Genomic DNA, 19,886 nt, shown 5'->3' on the forward strand with positions numbered 1-19,886 from the left:
GCGAAATCGTTCGACTTCTTGTGTTTCATTCAGTTTTGTCCCAGTCTCACTGCATTCATTATCGATTTAATAAGCTTCCCACATAACGCAGCAAATCGTTCGCTGAGGTTGAATTATAGTTGTATTTATCAACCAGTGTTGCAATCACTTCATTCACTTTCTTGAGCTGCTGTTCATCCGGCGTCTTCGTGGACGTCGTAATTTTCACAACATCTTTCAGGTCTGCAAACAATTTCTTTTGAATGGCTTCCTTCAAGCGTTCGTGCGACTGATAATCAAATTTCTTACCTTTACGCGCATAAGCCGAAATCCGGATTAAAATTTCCTCTCTGAACGCTTTTTTGGCATTTTCAGAGACACCAATCTGTTCTTCAATGGAGCGCATGAGGCGTTCATCAGGATTCAATTCCTCACCAGTCAGAGGGTCTCTCAGCTTCGCTTTGTTACAATAAGCTTCCACGTTATCCAAATAGTTATCCATCAATGTACGAGCCGACTCTTCGTAAGAATAAACAAACGCTTTCTGCACTTCTTTTTTAGCGATCTCATCATATTCTTTACGTGCGATCGAAATTAAATCGATATAACGCTCTTTATCCTCTTTACTGATCGAGGCGTGACTACCAAGTCCATCTTTCAGTGATCGTAAAACATCCAAAGCATTGATCGTCGACATATCTTTTTTAATGATGGTCGAGGAGATGCGGTTGATGACATATCGCGGATCAATCCCGCTCATGCCTTCGTCATCGTGTTCTTTTCGTAATTCTTCTACATCAACGTCACTGAAGCCTTCCACGTTCTCGCCGTCATATAAGCGCATTTTCTTTAAAATATCCACTTGGGCATTTTGTGAATCTTTCAAACGCGTTAACACGGTAAACATTGCGGCTACTTTCAACGTATGTGGGGCGATATGCACGTCTTTAATATCACTTTCGCGGATCATTTTCTCATAAATCCGTTCTTCCTGGCTGGCTTTCAAATTATAAGGCACCGGCATGACAATCATCCGTGAATGGAGTGCTTCATTCTTCTTGTTGGCTATGAACGAACGGTATTCTGCTTCATTCGTATGGGCCACAATCAGTTCGTCAGCTGAGATGAGCGCAAACCGTCCTGCTTTGAAATTCCCTTCCTGAGTCAAGGAGAGCAAATGCCACAGAAACTTTTCATCACATTTTAACATTTCCTGAAATTCCATCATGCCTCGGTTTGCTTTATTTAATTCACCATCAAAACGATAAGCGCGCGGATCAGATTCTGAACCGTATTCTGCAATGGTAGAAAAGTCGATCGACCCCGTTAAATCAGCAATATCCTGTGATTTAGGATCCGAAGGACTGAATGTTCCGATTCCTACACGTTTATCTTCTGAGAAAAAGATTCTTTCCACAAGTACGTCTTCAATGCGTCCGCCATACTCCTGCTCGACACGCATCATGTTCAATGGAGATAAATTGCCTTCCACCCGGATGCCATAATCTTTCTGGAACTGCTCTCGTAAATAATTCGGAATCATGTGCAACGGGTCTTCATGCATCGGGCAGCCTTTGATCGCGAACACAGCACCTTGATCTGTATAAGAGTACTTTTCCAATCCTCGCTTCAATAAGTTGACGAGCGTAGATTTCCCACCGCTCACCGGCCCCATTAACAATAGAATACGCTTCCTGACATCCAACCTTCGTGCGGCAGGATGAAAATATTCCTCAACGAGCCTTTCCATCGAATCTTCGAGCCCGTAAATTTCTTCATCAAAAAACGAGTACCGTTTGTGCCCATTATCCTCTTCGATCCCTGCGTCATTAAGCATTTGATACACTCTGGAATGTGCTGATTGAGCAAGATGTGGACGCTCTTTCAATAGTTCCAGATAATCAGCAAACGTACCTTCCCATTTTAACTTTTCTTCTTCTTCGCGGTAGTTTTGAATTTGTTTAAGAATATCCATATCACTCACGACCTCCCCGTCGTATTCAGCCCAAACGAATTAGTACAGTCTATGCCCAATAAAACGAAATGATGATAGCATGTGTTACATCAATCATCTTCCATAAAAAAAGGTCACACAAAATGGTGTGTTGATAATCCTATTCAAAACAAAAGAGACTCATTCATTATAAGAGTCCCTTTTCCTACCGTTATTTCATATTGGCGCATCAATCTTCGTTCCATTCTTTTTCTTGGGAAAATTGCTTTCTCCGCACCAGGCCCATAATTAGAAAAATAACGAATAGGGCAATGTTCAACCAGCGGAAATCATCATAAATAAATGCTAAGACCGCCCAAATACCAGCGCTTATCAAAAATAAGATACTTGAATAGAGTGTTTGATTCATCATCGGCCCCCTTTTTCATGTGACGAGAGACAGCTGCTTTTCTTTTAGCTCCGTTAAAGCCTGTTATTACATGACATATGGTAATGTGCCCCCGTATATGTAAACCATCCTTTAGTCCTCGTACGAATTGACGACCCCCGCTATGATCAAATTTTTGATTGCTTTAGCCTCTTTTGACACGCCATACCCACCTTGTTAAAATTGAAGTGATTATTTATCACATTAAAGGATAAATCCGATTAGAAAAGAGGGGCATCATGAGCGAAACTTGGTATTTTGTCGATTCAGGCCCTTGTACGCCCGCTTTCAATATGGCGATGGACGAAGCTTTATTAAATTGGCACAGTCAAGGGAAGATCCCCCCTGTCCTCCGTTTTTACGGTTGGAAACCAGGCGGGGTGTCCGTCGGTTACTTCCAGAAGGTGCACGGCAAGATCGACCTTGAAGGAGTCGAACGGCACGGCTACCAACTCGTGCGGCGGCAAACTGGAGGTCGAGCGGTGCTGCACGACCAAGAATTAACGTATAGTATTATCGTATCAGAAGAGCATCCTTCCATGCCACAATCTGTAAAAGAAGCCTATCTCGTTCTGTCGCAAGGCTTGTTGGAAGGTTTTAAAGAGCTGGGTATTGAAGCTGAGTTCGCCATTCCGGATGGGAAAATGGAAACCACAGGTTCTGCTGTTTGCTTTGAAGAACCGTCTTGGTACGAACTCATCGTGGCAGGAAAGAAAGCAGCCGGGAGTGCCCAGATGCGAAAAAAAGGAGTGATCCTCCAGCACGGCTCCATCCCAATTGAGCTTGATATCGATACACTATTCGATTTATTCGTGTATCCGAGTGACCGTGTTAAAGAGCGCGCCAAAAAAGCGTTCAAGGACAAAGCCATTGCAATTAACACGCTGACATCAGAACCCCAGACATTCGATCAAACTAATGCAGCCTTTAAAACAGGATTTGAAAAAGGATTGAACATTCGATTAGAACCCTTTCAATTAAATGAAGAGCAGTTTGCTGAAGTCCAGAACATTGCCGAAACGAAGTACAACCAAAGTGAATGGAATTTTTCCCGCTAAAAAGGAGAGTCGAACATGGCCAAAAAAAATGACGAATACATACGTAAACCCGAATGGCTGAAGATAAAAATCAATACGAACAAATCGTACACGGGTCTTAAAAAATTGATGCGCGACAAGAAATTGAACACAGTTTGTGAAGAAGCCCGCTGCCCTAACATCCATGAATGCTGGAGTGAGCGTAAAACAGCGACCTTCATGATCTTGGGAGACACTTGTACAAGAGGATGTCGCTTCTGCGCTGTCAAAACAGGGCTGCCGAACGAATTGGACTGGGATGAACCAGAACGCGTAGCCGAATCTGTTGAAATTATGGGATTAAAACATGTGGTCGTCACAGCTGTCGCACGCGATGACCTTAACGATGGCGGAGCCGCTGTTTTTGGTGAAACCGTCAAAGCGATTCGACGCCGCGTGCCAGGCTGTACGATTGAAATTCTACCGTCCGACATGAAAGGTGATTATGACAGCCTCTACACCTTGATGGGCGGTGAACCGGATATTTTCAATCACAATATTGAAACGGTAAGACGCTTGACGAAACGTGTCCGAGCGATTGCCATGTATGATCGTTCCCTGGAACTTTTACAACGCGTCAAAGAAATTGCGCCTGACACACCAACGAAATCAAGTTTAATGGTGGGCCTCGGGGAAACAAAAGAAGAGATCGAGGAAGCGATGGATGATCTATTAGCCCATAACGTTGATATCATGACGATCGGACAATACTTGCAGCCAACGAAAAAACATTTGAAAGTAGAACGTTACTATCACCCGGATGAGTTTGAAGAACTGAAACAAATTGCCTTACAAAAAGGATTCCGACACTGCGAAGCCGGTCCTATGGTCCGCTCTTCTTATCACGCGGATGAACAAGTGAGTGAAACCTCTGCTCAACGTCGGATCAAGTATATGCAAGGCTATGAATCACAGGGCGAGAAACTGGAAAACACAAACTTTTAATTAAAAATTTCCCACGCGTCTCGTCTGACACGTGGGAATTTTTTCAGTCTAAATAGCCGTCCAACAACTGAGACGACTCATGATCGTTTACCATTCATAAGGACCATAAGGACCGTAAGGAGGATAATTGTAAGGTTGATTGTAATAATAAGGCGGTGGCGGTGGAGGCGGCTCTGGCGGACCATAATTATAAAACGGCGGTGCTATGACACTGCCAAGCAAGCCTCCGAGAAATCCACCCACAAACGGCCCTCCGAAAAATGGTCCTCCCCAGAATCGTGAATCTTCCTCTTCAAGCTCAAAAGGATAATGCGGATAAGGGTACATGTTCTCCCTCCATTCTATAGGATGATTACCTATAGTCCACCATATGATGAGAGAAGCCTATTGGTATGGGCCACAAACTAAAAGGTAAAATTCACGACATTGATTTCATTTTCAAACCAAATCAGTTATAATAGCCTATAGTACAGTTTGTCTTTCGACATGAACAAAGGAGGCAACACCATTGAAACTAACGTTGATTATCCTTGTCAGCATTACATTCCTGACCTCTATTTTTGCAGCCGGGTACGATGAAAAGCCTGGTCCTCCAACAAAATAGACCATCATAAAAATCGCACCCGTGACGGATGCGATTTTTTTATGTTTTTTGCACGCAGATAGGATTTTGCCTAGTCAACTCAACTCTTTGAACCCTTGTTGTCTCAAAGCCTCGAAAATAATAATGGAGGCAGAGTTAGCCAAATTCAGCGATCTGACCCGATCCGTCATCGGAATCCTAAGGCAGCGGTCCTCCAACCCTTGAATCAACTCCCGCGGCAGACCGTCACTTTCCCGGCCGAATACAAATAACGTATCTTTTCCCGCATCGCTAAAATCAAAATCCGTATACCGTTCCGTGCCAAAATTTTCAATATAATAAAACTCCCCATCAGGAAATGTGTTAAACACGTCCTCGATTGAGTCGTAGTAATGAATCGTTACATTGTGCCAGTAATCGATTCCCGCCCGCTTCAGCATACGATCTTCTGTTGAAAATCCTAAAGGACGAATCAAGTGGAGCTCTGAATCTGTCGCCCAGCACGTGCGGGCAATATTCCCGGTGTTAGCCGGTATTTCTGGTTGATATAATACGATATGGTTCGCCATGACTTTCACCTCTACTATTCCTTACTAACCTCATTATTATATCATATGATCACGGCCCTATTCTGAAGAATTTGTATTGAATATTCGGCGTGTAAGCAGTAGAATCCTCATAATCCCAGTATCGATGTCGGCTATTGGACGTATGCGCATTGACGAGCGGCATGCCCTCGGAATTTTTCATCACGACAATGGTATTATGATCCCACCGCCCATCACCTTGAAAATCGTAACAAATGACATCACCAGGTATAAGCTCCTCAGCGCTTTCCATCTCTCGCGCCGTCATCCCCTGTTTCGAGCCACTTAAGTACCACCGAAGCGCATTCGCAACCGACCAGCTGAAACTCCACGTGTTCCCGCTGTACCACCACCCCTTACTCCGATTCGGCTGCCCCCACATCGGAGCTCCCCCAGCACGAAGACATTGCGAAATATAATTCGTGCAATCATCCGTGAACTTTTGATAGGCAGGATTATAACTATCCCACCAATTCTCAGCATAACGGACAGCAGCCCGGCGATCGTACGTGAACCGAATCTCCCCTTCTTCACTTAACTCCAAGGAGCGTTCCGGCATTTCATTAAGAGATTCGGGTGCTTCGGTTTCGACAGGCAAGACGACAATGTCATGATTCGTGACGCGAGCCTTGCCTACCATCTGACACTCTTCCTGATAAAAAGCCCCTTGATGACGCAACAAAAAAGTTAAATACAACTGATAGTGAATATGCTCCTCGTCTCCCTCTTTCATTCTCTGAAACGGAAAAATATCTCCATTAACCTTGACCAATCGCTGGTTCTGTTTCTGGTAACCATCTATTTTCTTGGTAAGCCAAGGCTGGGGCTGCTTACTTCGATCCGATTGAGACAGTATATCTTGCCAATACTCACAAAGCTGATCACTCACTCTCATCACAGCGCCTCCTCTCCTCACATGTTATGAGCAGAGACGGAAAACCATACAATTTGGAATGAAATTTCGACGGTGCTGGGCGCGTTATCGTTGGATCGCGGGCATTTATCATCGCTTCGGAATCATTTATCATCGGACCACTGGCGTTTATCATCGCTCCAACTTTTATCGTCGCTTCCTGACGCGGTATCGTCACTCCGCTGCTATTTATCGTCGGTCCACACTCCTTTATCATCGGACGAGCTCTCCTTATCATCGCTCCTCCTCTTATCGTCACTCCGCACTCGTTTATCGTCGGACGAGCTCTCCTTATCATCATTCCACCTTTTACCGTCGCTTCCTGACGCAGTATCGTCACTCCGCTGACATTTATCGTCGCTCCGCACTCATTTATCATCGGACGAGCTCTCTCTTATCATCTCTCATCATTTTATCGTCACTTCCTGACGCGGTATCATCGCTTCGCCCCCTTTTATCATCGCACACAAAAAACCGCACCTTCATAACGAAGATGCGGCGCACTTTCATTTATATTGCTTTGTCCGGGGCCTCTAGTTCTATTAATTGCTGCTTCCGATCTAATCCGCCTGCATATCCGACGAGTTTGCCGTTGCTGCCTATCACTCTATGACAGGGAATGACAATTGATAGCGGATTTTTATTTACAGCACCGCCTACAGCTCGAATCGCTTTAGGGGATTGGAGAAGCACGGCAATATCTTTATACGATAATGTTTCGCCATAGCTGATGTCGTTGGCCAAAATGCGCCATACTTTTCTTTGAAACGGGGTTCCATAACAATTCAGTTTAACGGAGAACGATGTGCGTTCTCCTTGAAAATATTCAGATAGCTGCTCTTTCATCTGCTTAATATAGTCATAGTCAGCATCATGGATGAATTCCGGTGCCAAGAAATGTTTCCTAGCCCAGATGTTATGGTGTGAAGACAATTCTTTAAACGTGCCAAAATCAATGCGGCACACACCATCTTTATTTGCCACAAGCGTCATAGTGCCAATCGGGGCGTCCCATACATCATAATATAGAAAGGAACGTTTACTCATAAACAACCCCTTCTCTCCAAAGTTTTCTCTTATTATACAAGAGGCCTTCCTGAAATAAAAGGTCTAATTCTCATTATCTATCATAATTTAAACCTTTTTCCATTTCCACCAAAACTTGGCTATCTTCTTCGACATGTTTTGCACTTTCGATCGCTTTACGTCCATCTTTCGTTCCAATTTTGCCTAACGCAAAAGCAGCCGTACCACGTATAACGGGCCGGGGGTCTTCGTTCATCAGACGAATCAATTCACTTACAGCCGTTTCATCTTTATAATGTGCGAGCGCAAGAATTGCGTTACGCTGAATCGGTTTCTTTCCACGCCAGGAGCCTGCCATGGCGCCAAATTTTTCTTTAAATTCACGATTGGAAATGGAAAGTAAAGGCTTAAGTTTCGGTTTGACGCGTTCAGGATCAGGTTCGAATTCTTCATGAAGATGAAAGTCTTTTTTGCGGTTTTTTGGACAAACCGTCTGGCATGTATCACAGCCATACAGCCGGTTGCCAATCGGTGTTCTAAATTCATCTTCTAGGAATCCTTTCGTTTGCGTGAGAAACGCTATGCAGCGCTGCGCATTCAACTGTCCGCCTTGGACGAGGGCTCCTGTCGGGCAGGCATCCACGCAAATATTGCAATCCCCGCAACTGTCATCAACTGGTTCATCCGGTGCAAACGGAATATTCGTCACCATTTCACCTAGATACACGTAGGAGCCATATTCCGGGGTGATAATAGCACAATTTTTACCACTGAATCCGATGCCCGCCCGCTCGGCAACCGCACGGTCAGAAAGCTCTCCTGTATCAACCATCGACTTATAGCGAAGATCAGGGCGTTTCGCTTCTAAATATTCCATCAGCTGGTTCAACTTATGCCTTAATACATTATGATAATCTTCTCCCCAGGAAGCACGGCAAAAAATCCCTCTCGGTTCCTGCCGGGTGCTCTTGGGAGCATCTTTCATTTTTGAAGGGTAGGCAAGGGCGATCGATATGATAGACTGCGCTTCTGGCAGTAATTGATCAGGTTCGGTTCGTTCTTTCACGCTGCCTTTTTCAAAACCAGACTGGTAGCCTAAATCTTGTTGACGCTTTAATCTGGCTTTCAACTCACTGAACATGTCGACAGAGGCAAACCCGATTTTATCAATACCGATTTCTTTACTGTAGGCGATGACATCTTCTTTCAGTTGATGATAATCCACCTTGCACCCCTCCTTTCTGTTTAACTTAAGTCTTTCACCTTGGCTGTGCGCATCCGATTCAATGCCGCTGCGATTTCAAAACGACGTGGTCTGGCGAGATCTCCAGGATGCTGATTCTTAAATGGAGCAAACACTGCAATCCCTTTATCGTTAAACGCGTTTTCGATCTTATCGAGTAATGCATGAACAGGCTCCTCCAACTTAAGCCAGCCGTTTTTCTCCATATGATGGATGATATCAGCTATCATGCGTGTTTGGGAAGCATCAACCAGTTGTTCAACATAATGCAGCGAAATATCCGTTCTGCCCATGACGATGGTGGCACGGCCTTTCGCTTGAACCTTGGACTTTTTGCCCTGCTGTGTTTGAAGACTGCCTTGCAGAAAAGCGCGTTTCGGCACTTGACCAAACGACGCATCGGTTTCAACTTCACGGTGATAAGGATGTTTTGCGGCAATTTCTTTAGCACGAGCTGTTACGTTAAAAGGTAGATACTGGTCCAGCATAATCACTTCATCGGCAGCGTCAAAATAATCGCCAGATCCGCCCATAACTAGAACAGTCGACACATCAAGTTCCTGCTTCATTTGTTTCACTTTGTCAATGAACGGTGTAATCGGTTCTTTTTCTTTCACGACCAATTCCTGCATCCGTTCGTCGCGAATCATAAAGTTTGTAGCACTCGTATCTTCATCAATCAACAGCGTTCCTGCTCCTGCTTCTAAAGCTTCCACAACATTGGCCGCTTGTGACGTACTGCCACTCGCATTTTCCGTTGAAAACTTCGTCGTATCAGCGCCGTGAGGTAAATTTTTAATAAACGGTGAAATATTGACGTGGGAAACCTGGCGTCCATCTTCTGCCCGAACTTTTACCGCATTCGGATCTGTCAGGACATACTCTCGCCCGTCCCCTTTAACATGAGGATACACCCCACGTTCGATAGCATTCAACAGGGTACTTTTACCATGATACCCACCACCGACAATCAATATAATCCCTTTATGAAGCGCCATGCCTGTTAAGGGCTCCTGGCGATGGGGAATATCGACTGTGACACGGTTAGCCTCAGGGCTTTCGAATGCAATCGCATTTTTCATAGGTCGTTCACTGATCCCGCTTTGCCGCGGTAAAATTGAACCGTCGGCCACAAACGAAATCCAACCGTTCGCTTCCATCGCTTCCTGAATGGCTTCATGTTGATCAGCCAGTTGGATCGTTTCATCAATGGTTTGATCCGTGATGGAAAATACAGACTGATTGATCACCTCAGGAACAGCCTGGAAAAATAAGTTCTCTGCCTGCTTTCCATTGATGCGGCGTCCATTCGCTGGTAATCCGACAGATAAACATACGGTTATATCTTCAGTCGTCAATTCGACTGCGGTCCGCTCAAGAATTTCCTGGCCCGGACCATCAATGGCAATCATGCCACTTTTACCGGAACCTTTCACATCCGAATTCTGCTTAGCAATAGCCTTTGCCACGTAACGTGCCAGGACGTCTTCGGCATAAATTTTTCGATTCCGATTCTGGACCCACTCCGTTTTTATGTTCCGGTTACGATGAGGCACCTTAATGCGTATTTTGGATGGCGCTGCAAAGGGGTCCCCTTGCACATAATCAATCAAAAGCTGATGCTGTTGAAAGGAATATTGCCCTGCAATTTGTTTATATCCTTTATAACTCTCCCCGTCAATTTGACGTAATGTTTGTTGTAGTTGTTTCACTTTGGATCTCTCCTATCAAAAATAGTTTCTTCTAGGGTTTATCCATTTTAGGCGCATAAAAAACGCAATGCTTCGTTACCACCTTAACGAAACACTGCGTTGGTTCACATGAATGGAGCGGGTGATGGGAATCGAACCCACGACATCAGCTTGGAAGGCTGAGGTTTTACCACTAAACTACACCCGCATTATGATAGTTTCATTAGCCCTGTTGAGCATTACCCCGTCATGCCTCTTCCTCTGCAAGCTATTTCAGGGATGTGTATCCGTCGAGGCAACTCGCAGTCGATTCGGTGGAAGCATTGCTCGTGGCTGAGGTTTTACCACTAAACTACACCCGCATTTTTATAGTTAGTTGAACGTTAAAAGCCAACTGTTTCAATGAATTACAGCCTAATTACATGCTACATCTGAGCACCTGTCATAATAAATTCAAATCATGTGTTTCATTATAACAAGCTAGTTTTATCATGACAACAAAATTTTAACGTTTTTTAGCGAAATTTTAATATTATTCTTACATTCTATCTTTTATACACATGTTCTATACCTTCTCGCACAAAAAAATGGATAGGCTATATTAATGATTATGCTTGCCCTCATCGCTTAATTCCTCCGAATTGGGTTGTAATCGCTTATCCAGTATCAGAATGATTTCACTTAACCCAACCAGCAGAAAACATACGACTATACCGAAGAATATGACCATCAGCCCCGCATAAACAATAGCATCCCTCATCATAGCCACACCTAACAATACGAAAATAACGATGCCGACGACTCCAAAGACACGCAGAAGCATGGCTGTCTGGTTTCTTTTAGCTGTACTACTCGCCTCTCTCCTGTACTGATCATAATCGACTGTAATGGGGGCATCATCTACGTGTTGATTACGCTGAAAAGCGAGCCCTGCTACCCCTAAAGCAATGATGATCCCTAACACTCCAATAAATATTCCCATGCTGCCCCTCCACTCTATCAATAATGAGATATTATGCCTCTATTTACAGTATCGAACCTAAGGATCAAGTTCAAGCTTTCTTAATGGCTTCAAATATAGGTAGAGTTAGTCTCCAAAAATGATATTATCTAAAAATTACAATACTTTCTTAAAAAACTGTTGCACAAGCTCCGCTGATGTTGTATTGTTACCATTAAACCAAATCACATAACTATCTTTCTTATTTCGAGAAGCTGAGGGATCTGGCCCTTCGAAGCTTCAGCAACCAGCCCGCGCGGTAAGGTGCTAACTCCAGCAAGCGGTTTTTTCGCTTGAAAGATAAGAAGAAGCAGCCCAGGCATATTAACCAAGCTCTTCTTCGGAAGGGCTTTTTTTATTTTCATATAAAAGGGGGACGATATGATGTGTCGTCTACATGTAGAATCAAAGTTAGCTCAAACAGGAAACCAAAGCGATACGGAAACGGGGTGTATCAATTCACCCATTCATTTATCAACTGCCTATCGACATCCAGGCGTCGGAGAATCAACCGGTTATGATTATATCCGAACGGCCAATCCCACACGCTGTGCGTTGGAACAATCCATTGCCGATTTGGAAAAGGGAACAGACGGCTTTGCATTCAGCTCCGGTATGGCTGCTATCCAAGCCGTTTTCTCGATTTTCACACCTGGTGATGAATTCATCGTGATCCAGGACGTCTACGGTGGTTCTTATCGCCTCTTTGAACAACACTTTCAAAAATTCGGGCTCAGCTTCACTTACGTGAACAGCCAGGACCCTGAGGATTTCAAAGAAAAGATAACAGAACGCACAAAAGGTGTATTCATCGAGACCCCCACTAACCCGTTAATGTCACAAGTCGATATCAAGGCGTTTGCAGAGATGACCCAACAGCATAACCTTTTGCTGATCGTGGATAACACATTTTTCACCCCCTACCTTCAACGTCCAATCGAGACGGGCGCTGACATTGTCATTCATAGTGCCACCAAATATTTAGGAGGGCATAACGATGTCCTGGCAGGGCTGGCCGTTACGAATAACAGTGAGACGGCAGAACTGTTACGAGCTGAACAGAATGCAGGCGGCGCTGTCCTTTCCCCCTTTGACAGTTGGCTATTGATGAGAGGGATGAAAACATTAGCCCTGAGAATGAGACAGCATGAACGAAATGCTAAATCTGTCGTCTCATTCTTGGAAAACCACCCATTAATTACGGATGTTTTTTATCCCGGCCGGGGCGGCATGCTGTCCTTCCGCGTACGTGAAGAGGCGTTTGCACCGGTTGTTTTAAAATACGTTAAATTGATTTCGTTCTCAGAAAGCCTGGGCGGGGTCGAGTCCTTCATTACGTACCCTGCCACGCAAACTCACATGGATATTCCAGAAGAGGTACGGGCGAGCTACGGGGTGTGCAACCGTCTCTTGCGTTTATCCGTTGGCATCGAACACGAAGATGATCTGATTGAAGATTTAAAACACGCTTTAGAGCAAGCTGTTGAGGAGGTTAACCATCATGTCTGATTTTTCTACCCAAACCAAACTGCTGCATAACGCGTACTCCGTAGATAAAGCCTCAAATGGGGTAAGTGTCCCTATCCAGCATGCTTCTACGTTTCATCAGCATGATTTCACCCAGTTCGGTCAGTATGATTATGCCCGTTCAGGAAACCCGACGCGGGACGCATTGGAAACGACGATTGCGGAATTAGAAGGGGGTTCACACGGATTTGCATTTTCCTCAGGGATGGCGGCTGTCTCTACCTCCCTCATGCTGTTATCAAGCGGAGACCACCTGCTCATTACAGAGGATGTATACGGCGGGACGTACCGATTTGTCACAGAGGTCCTGTCTCGTTTCGGTATTGAGCACACTTTCGTCGATATGACCAACTTGGAGGAGGTTGAGCAATCGTTTCAACCAAATACAAAAGCTGTGTTTATTGAAACGCCTTCCAATCCCTTACTCAAAGTAACCGACATCCGTGCTGTAACGGGATTGGCGAAACAGAACGACTGTTTAACATTGATCGATAATACCTTCCTCACGCCGTTATTGCAGCAGCCTTTACATGAAGGTGTAGATGTCGTCATTCACAGCGCTACGAAATTTCTGGCGGGTCATAGCGATGTCGTAGCCGGGCTTGTCGTGGTCAATAATGAACAGCTGGCAGAACAGATCGGCTTTCTCCAAAATTCATGCGGCGCTATACTTGGGCCGCAAGACTGTTGGCTGGTCATGCGCGGCATCAAAACGCTTCATGCCAGATTACGCCAATCCGTAGAGACGACTTACCAGCTTGCTGAGTTTTTAGACCAGCATCCCTTGATTGAACGTGTTTACTACCCTGGTCTTGCGAGCAATGACTATTATGCTGTTCAAGCCAAACAAGCGGCCAACGGGGGCGCTGTGCTTTCGTTTGAAATCAAACATGCTGAGGCGATTGAACAGTTTGTTGATTCGATGCAAATTCCCGTCTTTGCCGTAAGTCTCGGAGCTGTCGAATCAATCCTCTCCTATCCGCGCAGGATGTCACACGGGGCGATGCCGGACGACCAATGTGACCAACGGGGCATTACAAAAGGACTCTTGCGTCTATCGGTCGGGTTAGAACAGGCGGAGGAACTGAAGGCTGACTTAGATCAAGCTTTACAGGTAACGGCTGCCGCCTGTGCCGCTTCTGACTCGGCGTAAGTGGCCAAATGATAACTTTATTGCGAGAATACCGGGTTTCGTTGCCGTATAAAGAGTCAGGGGTGGTTGGGAACGTGATACGATCTTCATGAGCAGAGAGGCTTTTGTTTTTTGCCTAAACTGCTCAATGTCAAGCTTGTACAATAGCTGTCTAACAGAAACTAAGATCCTGAAATACGAGTTTCCGTTCCTCTCTTTATCGTAAGGAGGGCCGGGAAATTGCGAGACTCCCGCGGGAGAAGGGGCTCGGCTAGACCCCACAGGGAGCGAAGCGAGCGAGGAGGCTGGCCGGTTCCCCGCAGGAAAGCGAGTGATTTCCCGGCCCACCAAACGCTGTCAAACATGGTTTAATGCTATTTCAATATAAGCGGAGCAATCATAAATCAAGCGTAGGGAGCTCAAAAATGATTGAGCTCCCTACGCTTTTGGTTATAGTTCCCAAGATTGTTCTTCATCGCTTTCAATGATGCCTAACGTCACGTCGGATATATCGGAATCTGCTAAAACGCTGTCGCGCACAGCGTACTTAATATCATCAGCTTCCGCCAGAGTGAGACCCTGTACTAACTCGATATAACTCTCCACGTGATATTCCCGGCCTTCCTGAAGAATGCGCAGCTTCTTAATATCAACAACACTGTCGTGCTGAAGCAGGATCTCAGCCACCCGGTCTTCAATCACCTTAGGAGCCGCCACACCAATTAAGCCGATCGTATTTTCATAACCGATTTTTATCGCAATCCCGATGAGCAGCAGACCGATCAAAATGGTCCCGACACCATCAAGCATATACATCCCTGTGTAATGAGATAATACCACTGCAAGCAAGGCTAAAAGAGCCCCAAAAGTCGCAATGATATCTTCATAAAACACCAGGCGCGTTGGAGGCGCAGCAAGGCTGACATTTTTAAACGCTCCTGTAAAGAGGTTCCCGTCAGCTGTACTTCCTCCGCTTTCCTCCCGAATTTCCTTCATAACTTTAATAAGAACATAGCCATCAACCAAAAAAGCAATAATTAGAATAGCAACGTTCAGCCAAAAATTCGACGAAGCTTCAGGCTCCTGTATAACGTGCCACCCTTTTAAAATCGTTTCATAGGCCATGATTGTAATAACAATGACCGCCAACAGTACAAACAGGTTCACCACGCGACCGAATCCGGATGGAAATCGGTCTGTCGGCTCTTTTTCAGCGAGTGCACTGCCAAAAAAAACGAGACCCTGGTTGGTGGCATCCGCGATGGAGTGGATGGTCGTAGCAAACATGGCTCCGCTTCCGCTAACCGCTGCTGCTATTCCTTTGATGATCGCTAAAATAGTATTTCCCAGTGCCGCTATGCCAGATGATTTATTGCCTTGTTTTAGCAATTTCAAATAGGACATATTACATTCCGCCCTTACGATAAGTCATATACTACGTATATAGTGTGCATAATCAGGCGAAATTAATCTCATTTTATATGCAGTTATTCGTTAACGGCTTTTCACCAATAGACTTACAGCTTCCTGAACGATTTCTTCCGTATCCTGATCCTCATTTTCTTCAGCTTCCCGCACGCATTCAACCAAGTTCGAACTGACAACGACGCCGATGGTGCGATCGAGTGCCGTACGCGTTGCTGACAGCTGCGTGACCACATCTTTACAATCCTTTTCCTCTTCCATCATCTTAAGGATTCCGCGCAGCTGACCTTCAATCCGTTTGACTCTATTTTTCATTTGATCATTATAATCCATTGATAGTTCCTCCTCACACATTCAGTTCATATTTTACCCACTACGAATAAAGCATAATACCTGTACAGGCATCCGTTTATATTAAATCTTACCAATATTAGGAGGGGGCAGCAACTAAATAGCTTAGTTAGCCACTTTGTTTTCTCGGTTTTAATATTGAGCGCTGCAAGAATCCCCAATTTAATTCGGTATATAGATACGTTTTCCCATCTATTTCAAAGTAACGGTCGCCTAAATAATCAACGGTAAGTCCCTGCTTTTCTAATGCATGTGTGATCGCCTGTACGTACTCACGATTGAAGGTTTTAAACCGCTGATCTAAATCAACTATTATATTGCCTTTTTTATAACCCAACAGTCTGGTAAAACCGAAAACAATGAGCACAATAACGACGATACTGATGATTCCGTCCATTTCAGTGGCCTCCTGCTCTTTAGTGTGCTTACCTTTACGGATAACCTTTAGAGTATGTTTCACTTTCGCTACAGCCCGTTTTATAAGCAGTCTCTCTGTTTTCTTGTTCAATTGTGGCAGTTTGGCTTTAACTTAATGGGAATTGCAAGCAACTTTATCTGGAATCCGTGCAACTAAAAGGGGAATAACCGCCTAGGAACTGAAGCGTTGTAGGGGAAGGAAAATTTAAATTCTATATTCACAATCAGGTGGGGTTAATCGAAGTGAGTTACATGGTATTTGCACCATTTTGAGAGGACAAAAGAGTAATCAGAAATCACTCGTCTTCAAAAAGCTCTCGCAAAAATGAGTCCCGATTCTCTAAAAAGTAGCGGGTAATTTGATAATGGTCCGTCATCTCATAATCGATTTCACCGATCGAATCATTATCAAAACTTAAGATCGTCGCATCAGGATATCCTAACAAGATAGGAGAATGCGTAGCAATAATGAACTGACACTCACCCGAAACATCCAAATCACGTAAAATTCTTAAGAACGAAAGCTGCCGCTGCGGCGATAAAGCAGCCTCCGGTTCATCCAATAAATAAATAGCCCTGCCCTTGAACCGATTCGAAAAAAGAGACAAAAAAGACTCCCCATGCGACTGCTCATGCAACGAACGCCCTCCGTAGGCATCATTGGCACCAACCGTATCGATGTGAGAAGCAAAATTAAAAAACGACTCAGCCCTCAGAAAGAAACCATTCGTCACCTTAGGAAGCCAGGAAAGCCTGATATAATCCCCAAGCGCAGCTTCAGAAGCATCAACCTCATAATAATTATTCCTGCCCCCGCCAGCCGTATTAAAATCACATTTATCAGCAATAGCCTCCAACAACGTCGATTTTCCCGAGCCATTCTCTCCAACAAAAAAGGTAACATTACTCCTTAGTTCTAATTCATGGAGACTGTTAATTGAAGGGATAGAGAAAGGATACTGCTTATACGACGGAACATGATCATGCAGCAACTTTATTCGTCTTAAAAACACGCGCTCACCTCAGATCTGATTTCTAAATACTTATCGTATCATATTTTGAAGCTCCTACGGATTGGGGATAGCTCAAAGCGATGATAAAGTTCAATGGAGCGATGGTAATGGTTTGCGAACCGACGGTATTATGACGAGATGTGATGATATTAGGGGGGCAAATGATGATAAATGTGATTTAAACGATGGTAGTACGATATGAAGATGATCCACATTCCAAGTACACTACCATTTCTCGTTGCGTTAAACGCAAAAAGGACGATACCTAGCCTCGCTAGATACCGTCCTCATGCGTCTTATTAGTACCGGTGGTCGGGTTCGAACCGACACTCCCGAAGGAACACGATTTTGAGTCGTGCTTGAAAACTAATATTGTTGAATGGTTATATAACCAAAGGTTTGGCTCCCTCATGTAGAACCAACTCATACGATTAATTGATAATGGTTATATTACATTGAAAATAACAACATTGTCAACGATCAATTAGGAAGCCATTGAATAAAAAAAAATGGAACCTCAATGAATGGGTTCCCTTAGTGTTTACCTTTTTGAATGTATTTAGATTTTAACAATACCTCCACCAGCTTCTCTACATTGAGGGTTCCTTGAGTCCTTACAGTGACCTTCATGGTGTTTTCAATCCTCCAAGCATTATTGTTCAATCGTGAACCATTTATCAATATCATACTCACCAAAGTAGTTCATAAGAGTGGCAATGTGCTCTTTGTGTATGTTTTCTCTTATATTTCTACGCAACTCCGAGACAGTTTGGGGTCTCAAACCCGTTTCCTCTGCGACCTGTGTTCCAGTAACACCGTGCTCCTTCATGATTTCTTCAAGGTTAAATTTCAACTTCATTCATATTACTCCCTCCAATTTTAATTGAAGTAAATATAACACTTTAACGTCAATCCGGCAATACGTTATTTAAGAGTGGACTTCCCTCTATGGTGAGAGAAGCCCTGTGTTGCACTTTTATTAAAAGAAATAGGTCACCAAGTTTATTAGTGGACTGAAGAAATCATTTATTTTATCTTGTTTTTCACTATCCAATTGAAGGTAAAATGAAACCCCAGCAATAACAGTTGCAAATATTGAAATCACTACAGTAGTTACGGTGAGGGAGATTGAAATTTTTCTCAATGAATTATTGGTTTTTATCTCCAACAACTTAGAAGTATCGTCAATTATTTTGGCAAAGTTTAGTGAGTGGTCATATGTTTTATCAACTAATTCACTCGTATTATCAACAATAAGTTCAGTTTCAGTCTCGCCATTTGAAATCCTTGGTCTTGAAGGTTCAAATTCGGTCATTTCTAAAAGTCTTTCCTTTACTCTTTCAAAGTAATTTTCTCCAATTTCATTTTTAAATCTTTTGAGGAGTTGAATATCCCGCTCCAAATCAAGCCTTATTTTTATTAATTTTTTATATTTAGGGTTCTCCTTTTTAATGGAAGAAAATGTATTGCTTTGTTGAATTGAAACTTTCTTTCCTGTTTCCAAAGCATACTCTCGCATTACCATTATAGGAAGCATTTTCTTAGTAAATTCTTCTAACATATGAACTATTTGAAAATCTAATGAGTAATACATATGCATTCTACTAATAAAAGAATTACACGTTACCTTTAATGTACTATCAATACTACGATCCACCCTGTTACCTGAAAACAAATTCCAGCACCCATCTTTGGATATATCATACAGGAAATCATCTAATCCAACCGAATGCCAAAATCTACTCATCTTTTCTTCTTCTGTAGGCTTATATATACAAGAAGGCTGATCTAATTTGTAAACTTCGATTCCCGGAGGTATCAAATTATTTTTTGTAAAGTACAAATCAAAATACTTACTGATCTTATTCATTGTTCTCCATTTCAGTTCCAACATTTGATCTTCAAGCATTTGATTCTTTACAATCTCAGACGGAATTTCTTGACCTCCCCAAAACTTAAAAGGTTTCTTCAAAAAAGAGTTGAATGTCCTTCTATCATCTATATCCCTCTCAATTAATGTCTTATGTTCGTGTAAAAATTTATCTGAAGGAGATATAACAAATTGTAATATTATTGAAGATGAAGACAAGTGTGTTCCATGAATATGTACGCTTTTCACAAAATCAGACAGTGTGTCTTCTTCTCCAAATTCAATATAACCAAAATCACTCCATCGTCCACCGTGAATACTTTGTTTTACTGCATTACAAAATTCATTCAATCTACCAACCTGCCCATATTGGTGACTCATTGGATACTTCTTCATTAGTTTCTTAAGCCCTTTGTTCAATTCATCTACATTTTCAATAGGAATATATTCAGCTACATATAGTGAAAGCAAATCCAACTCAACACCAATTGGGTTAGTGCTTGCCCACTTCCTCGTTCCCCACCCGTCAACAATACTTCTTGCCCAACCTAACGCCTTAGGGATATATTTGGATTTTGTATTCCCATTTTCATCAATTTCAATTTTTTCAATATAGGGCAAAATAAAGTTAGTGAATTTTATATCAAACTTTTCTTTAATACTTAATCTTTTACGAGTATGTGGGTTTTTTATATCAAGCATTCTATTCCCCCAAATTCTTCCTTTG

General features: G+C 43.3%; 20 protein-coding genes, 1 tRNA gene and 1 riboswitch. Of the genes, 4 read left to right on the forward strand and 17 right to left on the reverse strand.

The window, feature by feature from the left end:
* Positions 1-58: 58 nt before the first annotated feature.
* Positions 59-1,954: a PrkA family serine protein kinase gene (locus HOP45_RS11015; RefSeq protein WP_181349343.1), complete on the reverse strand. Its 1,896-nt coding sequence runs from the start codon at positions 1,952-1,954 to the stop codon at positions 59-61.
* Between the two features lie 208 nt (positions 1,955-2,162).
* On the reverse strand, positions 2,163-2,342 hold the full coding sequence (locus HOP45_RS11020) for a hypothetical protein (protein ID WP_181349344.1): 180 nt from the start codon (positions 2,340-2,342) through the stop codon (positions 2,163-2,165).
* A 254-nt stretch (positions 2,343-2,596) separates the two neighbouring features.
* Between HOP45_RS11020 and HOP45_RS11025 the strand changes: the two genes are divergently transcribed.
* Positions 2,597-3,418 carry a lipoate--protein ligase family protein gene (locus HOP45_RS11025; RefSeq protein ID WP_181349475.1) on the forward strand — a complete coding sequence of 274 codons (822 nt, stop codon included), beginning with the start codon at positions 2,597-2,599 and terminating at the stop codon, positions 3,416-3,418.
* A 15-nt stretch (positions 3,419-3,433) separates the two neighbouring features.
* Entirely contained in the window at positions 3,434-4,381 is a 948-nt protein-coding gene (gene lipA, locus HOP45_RS11030) for a lipoyl synthase (protein ID WP_181349345.1), read from the forward strand.
* 87 nt (positions 4,382-4,468) lie between these two features.
* On the opposite strand, the gene HOP45_RS11035 is transcribed toward lipA, so the two are convergent.
* The 9 genes from HOP45_RS11035 to HOP45_RS11075 all read right to left on the reverse strand — a co-directional run bounded on the left by HOP45_RS11035 (position 4,469) and on the right by HOP45_RS11075 (position 11,406).
* Positions 4,469-4,708 (reverse strand): hypothetical protein, encoded by a 240-nt coding sequence (locus HOP45_RS11035; protein ID WP_181349346.1) that lies wholly within the window; start codon positions 4,706-4,708, stop codon positions 4,469-4,471.
* A 351-nt stretch (positions 4,709-5,059) separates the two neighbouring features.
* Complete coding sequence (locus tag HOP45_RS11040) at positions 5,060-5,533, reverse strand: tRNA (cytidine(34)-2'-O)-methyltransferase (protein ID WP_181349347.1); 474 nt, start codon at positions 5,531-5,533, stop codon at positions 5,060-5,062.
* A gap of 49 nt (positions 5,534-5,582) precedes the next feature.
* Positions 5,583-6,446 (reverse strand): amidase domain-containing protein, encoded by an 864-nt coding sequence (locus HOP45_RS11045; RefSeq protein ID WP_181349348.1) that lies wholly within the window; start codon positions 6,444-6,446, stop codon positions 5,583-5,585.
* Positions 6,433-6,843 (reverse strand): hypothetical protein, encoded by a 411-nt coding sequence (locus HOP45_RS11050; RefSeq protein WP_181349349.1) that lies wholly within the window; start codon positions 6,841-6,843, stop codon positions 6,433-6,435. The genes HOP45_RS11045 and HOP45_RS11050 overlap by 14 nt, the downstream gene beginning before the upstream one ends.
* 131 nt (positions 6,844-6,974) lie before the next feature.
* A complete protein-coding gene (locus HOP45_RS11055; protein WP_181349350.1) occupies positions 6,975-7,511 on the reverse strand; it encodes a methylated-DNA--[protein]-cysteine S-methyltransferase in 537 nt (178 codons plus the stop codon).
* Between the two features lie 73 nt (positions 7,512-7,584).
* Positions 7,585-8,715, reverse strand: coding sequence for a tRNA epoxyqueuosine(34) reductase QueG (gene queG / locus HOP45_RS11060; protein ID WP_181349351.1), 1,131 nt, complete (start codon positions 8,713-8,715; stop codon positions 7,585-7,587).
* A gap of 20 nt (positions 8,716-8,735) precedes the next feature.
* Positions 8,736-10,445: an ABC-ATPase domain-containing protein gene (locus HOP45_RS11065; protein WP_181349352.1), complete on the reverse strand. Its 1,710-nt coding sequence runs from the start codon at positions 10,443-10,445 to the stop codon at positions 8,736-8,738.
* Positions 10,446-10,558: 113 nt separating this feature from the next.
* Positions 10,559-10,632: transfer RNA gene (locus tag HOP45_RS11070), tRNA-Gly, on the reverse strand.
* A 393-nt stretch (positions 10,633-11,025) separates the two neighbouring features.
* A complete protein-coding gene (locus HOP45_RS11075) occupies positions 11,026-11,406 on the reverse strand; it encodes a hypothetical protein (protein WP_181349353.1) in 381 nt (126 codons plus the stop codon).
* Between the two features lie 217 nt (positions 11,407-11,623).
* Positions 11,624-11,731, forward strand: a riboswitch (SAM riboswitch).
* Positions 11,732-11,808: 77 nt separating this feature from the next.
* On the opposite strand from HOP45_RS11075, the gene HOP45_RS11080 reads away from it, so the two are divergent.
* Together HOP45_RS11080 and metC are read left to right on the forward strand one after the other, a co-directional pair.
* Positions 11,809-12,933, forward strand: a complete 1,125-nt coding sequence (locus HOP45_RS11080; RefSeq protein WP_181349354.1) for a methionine biosynthesis PLP-dependent protein — start codon at positions 11,809-11,811, stop codon at positions 12,931-12,933.
* The gene (gene metC, locus HOP45_RS11085; RefSeq protein ID WP_181349355.1) at positions 12,926-14,104 is read left to right on the forward strand and encodes a cystathionine beta-lyase; all 1,179 of its coding nucleotides are present in this window, start codon (positions 12,926-12,928) and stop codon (positions 14,102-14,104) included. Before HOP45_RS11080 ends, metC begins: the two co-directional genes overlap by 8 nt.
* A gap of 429 nt (positions 14,105-14,533) precedes the next feature.
* Here the strand turns inward: metC and HOP45_RS11090 are convergent, their stop codons facing one another.
* From HOP45_RS11090 to HOP45_RS11115, 6 genes are all read right to left on the reverse strand, one after another.
* Positions 14,534-15,487, reverse strand: coding sequence for a cation diffusion facilitator family transporter (locus tag HOP45_RS11090; protein WP_181349356.1), 954 nt, complete (start codon positions 15,485-15,487; stop codon positions 14,534-14,536).
* A gap of 90 nt (positions 15,488-15,577) precedes the next feature.
* Positions 15,578-15,841 (reverse strand): metal-sensitive transcriptional regulator, encoded by a 264-nt coding sequence (locus HOP45_RS11095; RefSeq protein WP_181349357.1) that lies wholly within the window; start codon positions 15,839-15,841, stop codon positions 15,578-15,580.
* 127 nt (positions 15,842-15,968) lie between these two features.
* Positions 15,969-16,256 (reverse strand): hypothetical protein, encoded by a 288-nt coding sequence (locus tag HOP45_RS11100; RefSeq protein WP_181349358.1) that lies wholly within the window; start codon positions 16,254-16,256, stop codon positions 15,969-15,971.
* Between the two features lie 316 nt (positions 16,257-16,572).
* Positions 16,573-17,289 (reverse strand): AAA family ATPase, encoded by a 717-nt coding sequence (locus HOP45_RS11105; RefSeq protein ID WP_181349359.1) that lies wholly within the window; start codon positions 17,287-17,289, stop codon positions 16,573-16,575.
* A gap of 652 nt (positions 17,290-17,941) precedes the next feature.
* On the reverse strand, positions 17,942-18,148 hold the full coding sequence (locus tag HOP45_RS11110) for a helix-turn-helix domain-containing protein (protein ID WP_181349360.1): 207 nt from the start codon (positions 18,146-18,148) through the stop codon (positions 17,942-17,944).
* Positions 18,149-18,268: 120 nt separating this feature from the next.
* The gene (locus HOP45_RS11115; protein WP_181349361.1) at positions 18,269-19,861 is read right to left on the reverse strand and encodes a hypothetical protein; all 1,593 of its coding nucleotides are present in this window, start codon (positions 19,859-19,861) and stop codon (positions 18,269-18,271) included.
* Between the last annotated feature and the right edge of the window lie 25 nt (positions 19,862-19,886).

The organism is Thalassobacillus sp. CUG 92003 (assembly GCF_013618635.1).
Taxonomy (GTDB): domain Bacteria; phylum Bacillota; class Bacilli; order Bacillales; family Halobacillaceae; genus CUG-92003.

What these genes read in the sequence shown, in the direction of transcription:
- HOP45_RS11015 (WP_181349343.1), bottom strand. Translation starts at nt 1,954, where the DNA reads ATGGATATTCTTAAACAAATTCAAAACTACCGCGAAGAAGAAGAAAAG.
- HOP45_RS11020 (WP_181349344.1), bottom strand. Translation starts at nt 2,342, where the DNA reads ATGAATCAAACACTCTATTCAAGTATCTTATTTTTGATAAGCGCTGGT.
- lipA (WP_181349345.1), top strand. Translation starts at nt 3,434, where the DNA reads ATGGCCAAAAAAAATGACGAATACATACGTAAACCCGAATGGCTGAAG.
- HOP45_RS11035 (WP_181349346.1), bottom strand. Translation starts at nt 4,708, where the DNA reads ATGTACCCTTATCCGCATTATCCTTTTGAGCTTGAAGAGGAAGATTCA.
- HOP45_RS11040 (WP_181349347.1), bottom strand. Translation starts at nt 5,533, where the DNA reads ATGGCGAACCATATCGTATTATATCAACCAGAAATACCGGCTAACACC.
- HOP45_RS11045 (WP_181349348.1), bottom strand. Translation starts at nt 6,446, where the DNA reads ATGAGAGTGAGTGATCAGCTTTGTGAGTATTGGCAAGATATACTGTCT.
- HOP45_RS11050 (WP_181349349.1), bottom strand. Translation starts at nt 6,843, where the DNA reads ATGATAAATGAGTGCGGAGCGACGATAAATGTCAGCGGAGTGACGATA.
- HOP45_RS11055 (WP_181349350.1), bottom strand. Translation starts at nt 7,511, where the DNA reads ATGAGTAAACGTTCCTTTCTATATTATGATGTATGGGACGCCCCGATT.
- HOP45_RS11075 (WP_181349353.1), bottom strand. Translation starts at nt 11,406, where the DNA reads ATGGGAATATTTATTGGAGTGTTAGGGATCATCATTGCTTTAGGGGTA.
- HOP45_RS11080 (WP_181349354.1), top strand. Translation starts at nt 11,809, where the DNA reads ATGTGTCGTCTACATGTAGAATCAAAGTTAGCTCAAACAGGAAACCAA.
- metC (WP_181349355.1), top strand. Translation starts at nt 12,926, where the DNA reads ATGTCTGATTTTTCTACCCAAACCAAACTGCTGCATAACGCGTACTCC.
- HOP45_RS11090 (WP_181349356.1), bottom strand. Translation starts at nt 15,487, where the DNA reads ATGTCCTATTTGAAATTGCTAAAACAAGGCAATAAATCATCTGGCATA.
- HOP45_RS11095 (WP_181349357.1), bottom strand. Translation starts at nt 15,841, where the DNA reads ATGGATTATAATGATCAAATGAAAAATAGAGTCAAACGGATTGAAGGT.
- HOP45_RS11100 (WP_181349358.1), bottom strand. Translation starts at nt 16,256, where the DNA reads ATGGACGGAATCATCAGTATCGTCGTTATTGTGCTCATTGTTTTCGGT.
- HOP45_RS11110 (WP_181349360.1), bottom strand. Translation starts at nt 18,148, where the DNA reads ATGAAGTTGAAATTTAACCTTGAAGAAATCATGAAGGAGCACGGTGTT.
- HOP45_RS11115 (WP_181349361.1), bottom strand. Translation starts at nt 19,861, where the DNA reads ATGCTTGATATAAAAAACCCACATACTCGTAAAAGATTAAGTATTAAA.